Source organism: Lysobacter enzymogenes, assembly GCF_900106525.1.
Taxonomy (GTDB): Bacteria; Pseudomonadota; Gammaproteobacteria; order Xanthomonadales; family Xanthomonadaceae; genus Lysobacter; species Lysobacter enzymogenes.
Window position 1 is genome coordinate 181,752 of the sequence record NZ_FNOG01000003.1, and the last position, 11,236, is coordinate 192,987.

General features: G+C 70.4%; 8 protein-coding genes. 3 read left to right on the top strand and 5 right to left on the bottom strand.

What is annotated here, in order from left to right; translation table 11 throughout:
- Positions 1 to 24 precede the first annotated feature (24 nt).
- Positions 25 to 1,170, top strand: a complete 1,146-nt coding sequence (gene cfa / locus BLU84_RS08465; protein ID WP_074865201.1) for a cyclopropane fatty acyl phospholipid synthase — start codon at positions 25 to 27, stop codon at positions 1,168 to 1,170.
- Positions 1,171 to 1,324: 154 nt separating this feature from the next.
- On the opposite strand, the gene BLU84_RS08470 is transcribed toward cfa, so the two are convergent.
- Positions 1,325 to 2,767 carry an amino acid permease gene (locus BLU84_RS08470; protein ID WP_074865205.1) on the bottom strand — a complete coding sequence of 481 codons (1,443 nt, stop codon included), beginning with the start codon at positions 2,765 to 2,767 and terminating at the stop codon, positions 1,325 to 1,327.
- A 216-nt stretch (positions 2,768 to 2,983) separates the two neighbouring features.
- On the opposite strand from BLU84_RS08470, the gene BLU84_RS08475 reads away from it, so the two are divergent.
- Positions 2,984 to 3,283: a hypothetical protein gene (locus BLU84_RS08475; RefSeq protein ID WP_074865207.1), complete on the top strand. Its 300-nt coding sequence runs from the start codon at positions 2,984 to 2,986 to the stop codon at positions 3,281 to 3,283.
- 403 nt (positions 3,284 to 3,686) lie between these two features.
- Entirely contained in the window at positions 3,687 to 5,009 is a 1,323-nt protein-coding gene (locus BLU84_RS08480) for a glycerophosphodiester phosphodiesterase family protein (protein WP_074865210.1), read from the top strand.
- A 124-nt stretch (positions 5,010 to 5,133) separates the two neighbouring features.
- Here the strand turns inward: BLU84_RS08480 and BLU84_RS08485 are convergent, their stop codons facing one another.
- From BLU84_RS08485 to BLU84_RS08500, 4 genes are all read right to left on the bottom strand, one after another.
- On the bottom strand, positions 5,134 to 5,958 hold the full coding sequence (locus tag BLU84_RS08485; RefSeq protein ID WP_074865212.1) for an NAD-dependent protein deacetylase: 825 nt from the start codon (positions 5,956 to 5,958) through the stop codon (positions 5,134 to 5,136).
- 35 nt (positions 5,959 to 5,993) lie between these two features.
- Positions 5,994 to 6,509: a hypothetical protein gene (locus BLU84_RS08490; RefSeq protein ID WP_074865214.1), complete on the bottom strand. Its 516-nt coding sequence runs from the start codon at positions 6,507 to 6,509 to the stop codon at positions 5,994 to 5,996.
- Positions 6,510 to 6,762: 253 nt separating this feature from the next.
- On the bottom strand, positions 6,763 to 10,113 hold the full coding sequence (locus BLU84_RS08495; RefSeq protein ID WP_074865217.1) for a YadA family autotransporter adhesin: 3,351 nt from the start codon (positions 10,111 to 10,113) through the stop codon (positions 6,763 to 6,765).
- A 319-nt stretch (positions 10,114 to 10,432) separates the two neighbouring features.
- Positions 10,433 to 11,200: a response regulator transcription factor gene (locus tag BLU84_RS08500; protein ID WP_074865222.1), complete on the bottom strand. Its 768-nt coding sequence runs from the start codon at positions 11,198 to 11,200 to the stop codon at positions 10,433 to 10,435.
- Between the last annotated feature and the right edge of the window lie 36 nt (positions 11,201 to 11,236).

An 11,236-nucleotide genomic window follows, 5' to 3' on the forward strand; every position in this document is an offset into this window, starting at 1 on the left:
TTCGCCCCCGAGCATGAGGTCGCCATGTCGCTTGCGTCGCTGCACCAACGAGTCGAAGGATTGCTGGGACAGGCCGATATCCGCATCGGCGGCGACCGGCCCTGGGATCTGCAGGTCGAAGACGAATCGTTTTACCCGCGGGTGATCGCGCAGGGCTCGCTGGGCCTGGGCGAGACCTACATGGACGGCGCCTGGCGCGCGCAGTCGCTGGACGGCCTGCTCGAGCGGCTGATGCGCGCCCACGTCGACGAGCAGGTGCACGGCTGGGCGGCGATCCTCGACGGCCTGCGCGCGCACCTGATCAATCTGCAAAGCCACCGCCGCAGCTTCACCGTCGGCGAGCGCCATTACGACCTGGGCAACGATCTTTACCGCGCCATGCTCGGCAAGCGGCTGGTGTACAGCTGCGGCTATTGGCGCGACCGCAACGGCACGGCGCTGCGCGACCTGGACGCGGCCCAGGAGGCGAAGCTCGATCTGGTCTGTCGCAAGCTCGGGCTCAAGCCCGGCATGCGCGTGCTCGACATCGGCTGCGGCTGGGGCGAGGCCTTGAAGTTCGCCGCCGAGCGCTACGGCATCGTCGGCGTCGGGGTGACCGTGTCGCACGAGCAGGCCGAGTTCGCGCGCGAGCTGTGCGCCGGCCTGCCGGTGGAGATCCGCCTGCAGGATTACCGCGACCTCGACCAGCGCTTCGACCGGATCTTCTCGCTGGGCATGTTCGAGCACGTCGGGATCAAGAACTACAGCGCTTATTTCGACGTGGCGCTGCGCTGCCTGGACCGCGCCAGCGAGGGCGGCGGATTGTTCCTGCTGCACACCATCGGCGGCAACAAATCGGTGAGCCACACCGATCCGTGGATCGCCAAGTACATCTTCCCCAATTCGATGCTGCCCTCGGCGCGGCAGATCGCCGAGCACGTCGAAAACCGTTTCGTGATCGAGGACTGGCATAACTTCGGCGCCGACTACGACCTGACCCTGCAGGCGTGGCGGGCCAACGTGGAAGCGGCCTGGGACGGGCTCGATGCGCGCTACGACGAGCGCTTCCGGCGGATGTGGCGGTTCTACCTGGCCGCGTCGATGGCGACGTTCCGCACCCGGCATGCGCAGTTGTGGCAACTGGTGCTGTCGCCGGGCGGGGTGCCCGGAGGGTATGTCGCGCCGAGATAGGGCGGTTGCGTCGTGGTTGCGGTTTCGCGGTCGCGGCTCGCGCCGCTCCTACAGAGCGAGGCCGCAGTCGCGTATCCCCCTGTAGGAGCGGCGCGAGCCGCGACCGCGACACCACGAACGCCGGCGCGACTCCACCGCGCCGGCGCCGCCGCAATTACTCCTGACTTTCCTGCGCCAGCTTGCTGTGGCGGATGCCGTAAGCGAAATACACCAGCAACCCCAGCGACACCCAGATCAGGAAGATCAGCCAGGTGATCGCCGCCAGCTCGGCCAGCAGCCAGATCGAGAAGGCGATGCCGACGATCGGGATGAACGGCACCAGCGGGGTGCGGAAGCTGCGTTCCAGGTTCGGCTTGCGCACCCGCAGCACCCACACCGAGGCGCAGATGATGATGAAGGCCGAGAGCACGCCGATGTTGACCAGCTTGGCGACCTCGCCGATCGGCAGGAAGCCGGCGACCAGCGCGGTGAACACGCCAAGCGCGATGGTCGGGCGGTGCGGGGTGCCGTACTTGGGATGGATCTTGGCGAACCAGCCCGGCAGCAGGCCGTCGCGCGACAGCGAGTACCAGATCCGCGCCGCGCCGAGCATGAAGGCGAACAGCACGCTGGCGATGCCGACCACGGCCGAGAACGCGATGGTCTTGGCGATCCACGGCAGGCCCAGCGCGGCGAAGGCGTCCGACACCGGCGCGTCGCCGCCGAGGGTGGAGTAGTGGGCGATGCCGGTCAGCACCAGCGACACCGCCAGGTACAGCACCATCGACACGCCCAGCGACAGCAGCACCGCGCGCGGCAGGTCGCGCTGCGGGTTCTTGGATTCCTCCGCCGCGGTGGTCAGGGTGTCGTAGCCGAACACGGCGAAGAACACCACCGCCGCGGCCGTGCCCACGCCCTTCCAGCCGAAGTGGCCGACGCCGTGCTCGTCGACGATGCGCTCGGGGATGAAGGGCACCCAGTTGGCGGTATTGATGTAGAACACGCCCACGCCGATCACCAGCAGCACCGCCAGCACCTTGATGATGACGATCAGGGTGTTGAAGCGCGCGCCCCATTCGGTGCGGAACACCAGCAGCGCGGAGACGGCCAGCGTCACCAGCGCGGCGATCAGGTTGAACACCCGGCCCTCGCCGGTGCCGTAGGCGCCTTGCGCCCACACCGGCAGTTCGATGCCGGCGCCTTCCAGCAGCACCTGCACGTAGCCGGACCAGCCGATCGCCACCACCGCCACGATCAGCGCGTATTCCAGCAGCAAGTCCCAGCCGATCAGCCACGCCGCCAGTTCGCCCAGGGTGGCGTAGCTGTAGGTGTAGGCGCTGCCGGTGACCGGGATCATGCCGGCGAATTCGGCGTAGCACAGCGCCGCGGCGGCGCTGGCGATGCCGGCGATCAGGAACGCCAGGGCCACCGCCGGGCCGGCGTTGGCCGCGGCCTCGTGGCCGGCGAGCACGAACACGCCGACGCCGATGATGCCGCCGATGCCGATGGCGGTGAGCTGCCACAGCCCGAGCACGCGGCGGAAATCCGAACGCTTGCCGGCCTCCGCCTGTAGTTGTTCCACCGATTTGTGCCGCAGGATCTTGGCGACCAGGCTCATCGAGCGCTCCTTCCGAATGTCCGCTGAATCATAGCGGCTGCGCGGGTGCGCGGCGGACGGTGGCGCATGGAGGCGCGCCGGCCCGGTGCAGCGGTGAGGCCGGCGGACCGCGGCGGCTTCACCGCGGCGGCGGCCGGGCGTTGAGCAAGGCGAGGCGTCCGGTCCGCGGGCGCGCCGCAAGCGCGGCGGCTTCCGCGCGCATCGCCAGGAGTATCCATGTCCTACCAGTTCTTCAATCAGGTCACGCCCGAGCAGCTGCAGCAGCTGAGCGATCCGATCCAGGCCTCGGCGGTGATCGAGGAACTCGCCGCGGTGGCCGAGCAGACCACCCCGGACAAGACCGACCAGGTCGAGCAGTGGTTGAAGGCGATCGAAGCCAACGGCATCTCCGCCCAGCGCGGCGGCGGCGCCAATGCGGTGACGGTCCTGCCTGGCGGCACGGGCTCGCCCGACCGCATCGCCACGACCGCGGTCAACGGCGTCGTCACCGTCACCGGGGTCAGCAAGACGCCGTAACCCGGCCGCGGCAGGCGAACCGCCCGCGCGCGGCCGGTCTGCAGGCGAGGCCGCCGTAGGCGAGGCGAGCGCAAGCGCAGCGAGCGCGAGCGCCGCAAACGGCAGTCACGGGCCAGCCCGCGCAGGGGCGGGCGGGGCGGCAGTCCGTGCGGTCGCGGCGGGGCAGGCGAGCGCGGCGATGGCCGTCGCGCTCGCCTTGCGCGAGCGCAACGCTGCAGCGCGCTGTTTCGCAGGAAGCGCAAGGCGAGGGGAGAGCGAGCGTCCTGCCGCGCCGGCAGGCGGTTCGCGGCTGGCCGGCGGTCGCGACGTTCGCGCGCCGCATCGCCTGTCATCGGCCGCGGGCAATCTGGCGGCACGGCCGCGTCGCCGTGCATCCCGCCCGCGTACGATCTAGGATTCCCCGATGCCGCACCTGACCTTCCCGCGCCGGCCGCTGGCCGCGCTCGCGCTGCTGCTCGCCGCCACCGCCGCCGGCGCGGCCGCGCCCGAACGGACCCCGCCGATGCCGCACACCGCCACGCCTCAAGCCACTGCCGCCGCACCGCTCGGCCAGCACGGCCTGATCGTGATCGCCCATCGCGGCGCCAGCGGCTACCGCCCCGAACACACGCTCGAGGCCTATCGCCTGGCCATCGCCCAGGGCGCCGACTTCATCGAGCCGGACCTGGTCGCCACCCGCGACGGCGAGCTGGTGGTGCGCCACGAGAACGAAATCTCTGGCACCACCGACGTCGCCGAGCATCCCGAGTTCGCCGCGCGCAAGGCCACCAAGACCATCGACGGCGAAACCCTGACCGGCTGGTTCACCGAAGACTTCACCCTGGCCGAGCTCAAGACCCTGCGCGCCAAGGAGCGCATCCCGCAGGTGCGCCCCGGCAACACCCGCTTCGATGGCCAGTTCGCCATCGCGACCTTGAAGGAAGTGATCGCGCTGGCCAAGGCCGAAAGCCGCGACGGCCGGGTCATCGGCATCTACCCGGAAACCAAGCACCCGACCTGGTTCGCCAGCGAAGGCAAGCACCTCGACGGCAGTCCCATCGGCATCTCGCTGGGCCGCAAGCTGATCGACACGCTGGTCGCCGAAGGCTTCACCGATCCGCGCCGGGTGTACATCCAGAGCTTCGAGGTCGGCAACCTGATCGAGCTCAAGCGCGAGATCATGCCGCGCGCCGGCGTCGACCTGCCGCTGGTGCAGCTCTACGGCGACTTCGGCCGCGATACGCCCTACGACTTCGTCTACAACCTGCGCACCGGCGCGGACCTGGCGCGCATCTACGGCGACCTCGGCAAGGCCATCCCCGGCGGCCTGGGCAAAGCGACGTTCGGCGCGCTGACCGAAACCGACGCGCTGGCGTGGATGAAGGCGCATTACGTCTCCGGCCTGGGCCCGTCCAAGGCCAGCCTGATCGAACGCGCGCCGTTGCCGGCCAAGCGCGACGCCGACGGCGACGGCCGCGCCTTGCTGGCGACCCGCAACACCGGCTTCGTCCACCCGCTGCTCGGCCGCGCGCTGGCGCTGGGCCTGCAGGTGCATCCCTACACCGTGCGCGCCGAAGAACCGTTCCTGACCCAGACCGCCAACGGCATCGACCAGAGCGCGCTGGGCGAAGCGCTGCAGCTGTACGGCCTGGGCGTGCAGGGCTTCTTCATCGACCAGCCCGACATCGGCGTGGCTGCGCGCAAGCTGTTTCTGGAACAGAGCAAGATCGCCCCGATCGCGAAGTAAAGCGGCAGCCCCCTGTAGGAGCGGCGCGAGCCGCGACCGCGGCAACGCAATGACGACGTAGGTTTCGGCGCAGTTGCGTTGCCGCGGTCGCGGCTCGCGCCGCTCCTACAGGGAGCGAACGCGGCTACGCCAGGGCGGCATCGAGCGTTTCACCGCAGTCGGCTTCCAGCTTCAAGGTCGCGATGTCGTCGGCGCGGGTCACCCCGCGGTTGAGCAGCGCCAGCGGCAGCCCCGCCTCGCGCGCGGCGCGGGCGAAGCGGAAGCCGGAATAGACCATCAGCGACGAACCGACCACGAGCATCGCGTCGGCCGCGGCCAGCGCCTGCTGCGCCGCGCTCACCCGCGCGCGCGGCACGTTTTCGCCGAAGAACACCACGTCGGGCTTGAGCATGCCGGCGCAGGCGGCGCACGGCGGAATGCGGAAGCGTTCGAAATCCAGGCCGTCGAGATCGGCGTCGCCGTCGGGCAGCGCGGCGGCGTCGAGGTCGCGCCAGTCCGGGTTGTCCTGCATCAATCGCTCCTGCACCTGCGCGCGCGGCTGGCGCGCGCCGCAGCCCAGGCAGACCACTTCGTCCAGGCGGCCGTGCAGGTCGACCACGTCCAGGCTGCCGGCGCGGCTGTGCAGCGCATCGACGTTCTGGGTCACCAGCGCGTGCCCGGGCTCGCGCTGCTGCCAGCGCGCCAGCGCGAGATGGCCGGCGTTGGGCTGGGCGCGGTCGAACGCGGGCCAGCCGACGAAGCTGCGCGCCCAGTAGCGCGAACGCGCGCGCGCATCGCCGGTGAAGGCGCGAAAATCGATCGGCGGCTTGCGCTGCCAGGCGCCGCTTTCGTCGCGGTAATGCGGAATGCCCGAACCGGTGCTGATGCCCGCGCCGGTCAGCACGAACACGCGGCGGTGCGGGCGCAGCCAGTCGTGCAGGCGTTGGGCGGCGGAGTCGGCGGAGGTCATGCGGCACTAACCCGAAAAACGGTGGGGGACGGGCCTTACATGGGTGTCGGCTGTGGCCGATCCAAGTGCTCGGCCTGCGGCGCCGGCTCGCGCTCCGGCTGCGCCAACTGCTCCGGCGTCAGCGGATGCAGCAGTTTGATCGGCCCCAATTGTGCGCGCTCTTGCGCAGTCAGTTCGGGCGAATCGTCGCCGAACACGGTGCCGGCGTCGACGCCGAGGTAGGCCTGGCCTTGGTCCCAGACCAGGCACCAGAACGGCGAGGAGAACGACCCGTGCCAGGTGCCGTCGCAAACGGTGCGGCAGCGCAGGGCGATGGACAGCTCCCGGGCGATCCCCATTCCCAGCCGGTAGCAGTCATACGCGGTGAGGTTGATGGTGCCGAGCACGAACGGAAACTCGCTCTTGTTGACGCAGAGTTCGATGAAGATCGCGTTTTCGCAATCCTCGTCGATATCGCACCAGCGCAGCCGCGCGTCCGGGGCATGCTGGGCGAAGGCCGCTGCGACCGCTTCGCGGCTGGGTTCGACGGACACGCCGACGTAGAAAGACATGATCGCGCTTGTGCAGGGTCAGGGCCCGAGGACTGCCATCTTAGCGACCGCACGCGCGCGCCGGTCGGCGATCGGCGGCCGGCGCGGGCCGGCGATTTCCCTCTCGATCCCGAATCCCGGCCGCAAAAAAAAAAGCCGCCCGGATCGCTCCGGGCGGCTGGCTTCCCGCGGGCCGGGGGGCGGGCGGGTCGCCGGGGGGAGGTCCCAGTGATTCAGCGGCGAAGCGCCGGCGCGCATCCTGCGGCCGCCGCGGTCACCACACGATGCCGGCGCCGACGGTCACGCCGACGTCGCCCTTGGAGTTGCTGTTGCCCGAGATCTTGTAGACGTAGCGTCCGTCCTCAGTGATGGTGGAAATGCCGATGGCGAAGCCGCTCTCGCCGCGGAAGCTGCTGGCCGCGATCGCCGCCATGCTCTTGCCGGGCATGTACGACTGCGGCAGGCCGGCCACCGCCATCGCCGAAGCGACGCCGGCGCTGGCCTTGTCGTCGAGCCGGCCGATCTCGTTGCGCAACTGGTTGCCCCAGTTGTCGGTGTACTGGTTGGAAGTGGTGATCGCGCGGTTCACGCCTTCGTTGAGCTGCTGCACGTTGACCGCGTCGGTGTTGGCGGTGCCGGCGCGCACGTTGCGGATCGTCGTCGCCGCGCCGCCGTTGTTGAGCGTCACCTGGGTGGTGTTGACGCTGCCGTCGGGATTGCTGTCGTAGCGCACCGTGCCGGCCTGCGAGGCCTTGAGCTGGGCGACGTTGACCGCGTCGTTGTCCTGGCTGCCGGCAGCGACGTTGACGATCTGGCGCTGCTGGCCGGCGTTGCCCACCGACACGGTATTGGCGCGGTCGGCCACCGCGCCCTGGCCGAGAGCGACCGCGCCGGACGCGCTGACGCTGGCGCTTTCGCCGATCGCGACCGCGTTGGTGGCGCCGGCGGCGACGCTGGAATTGGCGCCCAGCGCGGTGCTGCCGTCGGCGTTGACCCGAGCGTTGCCGCCGATCGCGGTGTCGTTGGCGCCGGCCGCGTAGCTGTCGCCGCCGATCGCGGTGGCGCGGCTGCCGCCGGCGCTGGCGCTGGCGCCGACCGCGACGCCGCGCGAACCGGCCGCGACCGAGGCGTTGCCGGTGCCGTCGATGGCCACGCGCGGGTCGGGCGTGGTCGCCGGCGGCAGGTTGTCGATACGGTTGTTGAGGTTGGTCAGGCTGGCGTCGACCGCGGCGAAGGCGGCGCCGATGTTGGTATAGCTGCCGCCTTGCACGGTGTAGCTGGGCGCGCCGAAGGTCCCGGCGTTGAACAGCGAGCCGCCGCCGAAGATCGACGCGATAGAGTCGCCCATCGTCGAGATCTGCCCGCCGTTGACCGCCTGCAGGCTGCCGGCGGCGATCTGCCCGGCGGCGAGGTTGTCGAGCACGGTGCCGGTGCCGGCCGGGCCGCGCAGGGTGATCGCGGCGTAGTTCGGATTGCCGGCGCCGTCGTCGTCGTATTGCACGGCGAAGGCGTTGCCGTTGCTCTGGCCGTTGTCGAGAGCGGTCAGTGCGGCGCCGACGTCGGTGTAGCTGTTGCCGGCGATGACGTAGTTCGGCGCGGTGAACGTGCCGCCGGCGTTGAACGCGGCGCCGCCGCCGAAAATGCTGGCGATGCCGGTGCCGAGGTTGAACACCTGCCCGCCGTTGACCGCCTGCAGGCTGCCGGCGGCGATCTGCCCGGCGGCGAGGTTGTCGAGCACGGTGCCGGTGCCGGCCGGTCCGCGCAGGGTGATCGCGGCATAGTTCGGATTGCCGGCGCCGTCGTCGTCGTACTGCACGGCGAAGGCGTTGCCGGCGTTGACGCCGCTGTCGAGCGCGCTCAGCGCCGAGCCGACATTGGTGTAGGTGTTGCCGGCGATGACGTAGTTCGGCGCGGTGAACGTGCCGCCGGCGTTGAACGCGGCGCCGCCGCCGAAAATGTTGGCGATGCCGGTGCCCAGGCCGAAGATCTGCCCGCCGTTGATCGCCTGCAGGCTGCCGGCGGCGATCTGCCCGGCGGCGAGATTGCCGAGCGTGGTGCCGGTGCCGGCCGGGCCGCGCAGGGTGATCGCGGCGTAGTTGGGATTGCCGGCGCCGTCGTCGTCGTACTGCACCGCGAACGCGTCCAGCGCCTGCGCATTGCCGTCGAGCGCAGCCAACGCCGCGCCGACGTTGTTGTAGCCGTTGCCGGCGATGACGTAGTTCGGCGCGGTCACCGTGCCGTCGACCGCGACCGCCGCGCCGCCGCCGAGCCGCTGGGCGTTGGATTGGCTGACGGCGAACAGCTGCGCGCCGTTGATCGCCTGGTTGCTGCCGGCGTTGACCGCGCCGGCGCGCAGGTTCGACACCAGCGTGCCGCCGGCACCCTGCAAGCTGATGCTTTGCAGGTTCGGCGAGCCGCCGAGGTTGTCGTACTTGACCGCGAACGGGTCGCTGGCCGCGGTGGCCAGCGCGCCCTGCAACTGGGCCAGATTGACCGCGTCGGTGCCGATGCTGCCGGCGGCGACGTTGCTGAGCTTGCGCGCCGCGCCGGCCGCGCCGATCGAGACTTCGCCGGCGGAGTTCTGCGGCGCGGCCAGGCCGAAGGCGACGTAGCCGGTCTGCGCGCCGACCGAGGTCGACGAGCCGGCGCCGAGCGCGACGCTGTTGGCGTGGGTGGAGGTGGCGCCGAAGCCGAGGATGGTCTGGCGGTCGGCATTGCCGAAGCTGTTGTCGCCGATCACCACCGAATTGCCCAGGCGCGCGGCGTAGTTGGTGTCCGGCCCGCCGGTGAAACCGGCCGCGGCCGCGCTGATCGTGGGCAACTGGTGGCGGGCGTTGGTGCCCATGACGATGGTGTTGGAGCCGTTGGCATAGCTGCCGTCGCCGATCAGCACCTGGTTGTTCTGCGCGGCGTTGGTGCGCCACGTGCAGGCCAGGCCGATCACCACGCACGAGGCGTTGTTGTTGTTGCCCAGGTAGTTGCTGTCCTGGAACTGGATGTAGCTGTCCGACTGCACCGCGCCGATCAGGGTCAGGTGGTTGGCCGGCTGGTTGCCGTCCAGGTCGAGCACGTTGGGCGCCTGGATCAGGTTGAGGATCAGCGACAGGTAGGAGTAGTTGAAGTTGGCGCGGTCGATGGTCAGGCAGCCGCTGCCGAGCAGGCCGCAGGCTTGGTAATCGGCGCCGAGCAGCCAGTTCTGCAGATAGCTGGCCAGGCCGGGCAGGGTGTTGTTGAGCGCCGGCGGCGGCTCGATCACGCTCATTGGCGAGACCATGCCGCCGTCGAAGGCCGCGGCCGAGCTCCAGGTGTCGGCGTTGGGCATGCCGTTGAGCACCAGCGGTAGCAGCGGTGCGGGGCTGGCGAAGGGATCCTCGTCGGCGGGCGGCGTGTTTTCGGCGCCGGATTCGGCAGCAGCGGTTTCGGCGACGACGGCGTCGGCGATTGCGGCATCGGCGATCGCCTCGGCCGCCGCGGCCGGACGCGCGAGCAGCGCGAGGGCCACGCACGCGGCGAGCATCGAGGCGCGCAGCGCGGCGCGGGCGGCGTTGCGGTCGCGGTGGGGTGAGGAGTCGAGGGCAGGCGAGCGCGGCGGGATGGCGCGGGTGTGCGGGTGGCGCGAAGTCATGGCGGCCTCCGTTGTGATCGGTACGGGCCGATCGGCATCGCAGGCGCCAGGGCGCAGCGCGGCCGCGTCGCGACCGCCATCGATTGTCCTGAGTCCCCCGATGCCGGCCGCCGCCCGGGTTCGCTGGCGCGGGCGACGCATCGGCAATCGCAGGCTAGGCAGCGATCGCTAACAAAGCACTCATCCAGCTTCACCCTCGCTCACTTGCGATCACCGTCGCATTACGCGCCGATGCCTGCGACGCGCAGAAACGACGACGGCGGCCGCAGCCGCCGTCGTTTCGCGTTGTTCCCGGCCGCTCAGGCCGCCGGCGCGCGCTTCAACCGTTGGCGCGCACGATGGTGCACAGATAGCCCATGCCGCGCACCGCGCGCAGCGGCAACGGCAGCGGGCTCATCAGCGCGACCTTCTTGCGCAGGCGGTAGATCAGCATTTCCAGCCGGTGCGGATCGAAGTCGTAGACGTCGTTGGTCAGCGAACCGATCAGGCTGTCGTGCGAGACCGGATGGCCGCCGGCGCCGGTGTTGACCAGGCGCAGCAGCACGCTGCGCTCGGGCGCGCTGAGGTCGATGCTGGCGCCGTCGGGCGTGCGCAGGGTCCAGCCGTCCAGGGCCAGTTCCCATTCCGGCTGGCCGCCGCCGCTGCGGGTCGGCAGCGCGCGCATGTGGTGCTGCAGGCTGTGCATCGCGGTGACCACGGTGGCCAGGCCGTCCAGGTCGACCGGCTTGCGGAAACAGGCGTCGGCGATCTCGTGGTAGCCGTCGGACTGGCCGCCGTAACCGGCCTCGGCATCGAGCACGATGATGCCGATGTCCGAATGCTGGCGCAGGTGCAGGGCGACGTTGCGCGGGTTGTCGTCGGGCAGGTCGCTGGCGATGACCGCGATGTCGCACGGCGCGCTCAGCAGGTTGCGGTACAGCGCGGTGGCGTTGGCGCATTCGACGATGGCGAACTGGCGCGTGAGCAGCGAATGCTGGATCTGCTGGCGCAGATTCGGATCGCGCTCGACCACGGCGACCCGGCGGCTGTTGCGGTGGTCGGCGCCGTTGACGCCGGCGCCGGGGTGGACTGGTGAAATGGCGGCCATCCTGATGTCCCCTGTTGATCGAACTCCAAGCTGTTT

Excerpts from the sequence above, each read along its gene's own strand:
- cfa (WP_074865201.1), top strand. The coding sequence starts at position 25 with ATGTCGCTTGCGTCGCTGCACCAACGAGTCGAAGGATTGCTGGGACAG.
- BLU84_RS08470 (WP_074865205.1), bottom strand. The coding sequence starts at position 2,767 with ATGAGCCTGGTCGCCAAGATCCTGCGGCACAAATCGGTGGAACAACTA.
- BLU84_RS08475 (WP_074865207.1), top strand. The coding sequence starts at position 2,984 with ATGTCCTACCAGTTCTTCAATCAGGTCACGCCCGAGCAGCTGCAGCAG.
- BLU84_RS08480 (WP_074865210.1), top strand. The coding sequence starts at position 3,687 with ATGCCGCACCTGACCTTCCCGCGCCGGCCGCTGGCCGCGCTCGCGCTG.
- BLU84_RS08485 (WP_074865212.1), bottom strand. The coding sequence starts at position 5,958 with ATGACCTCCGCCGACTCCGCCGCCCAACGCCTGCACGACTGGCTGCGC.
- BLU84_RS08490 (WP_074865214.1), bottom strand. The coding sequence starts at position 6,509 with ATGTCTTTCTACGTCGGCGTGTCCGTCGAACCCAGCCGCGAAGCGGTC.
- BLU84_RS08495 (WP_074865217.1), bottom strand. The coding sequence starts at position 10,113 with ATGACTTCGCGCCACCCGCACACCCGCGCCATCCCGCCGCGCTCGCCT.
- BLU84_RS08500 (WP_074865222.1), bottom strand. The coding sequence starts at position 11,200 with ATGGCCGCCATTTCACCAGTCCACCCCGGCGCCGGCGTCAACGGCGCC.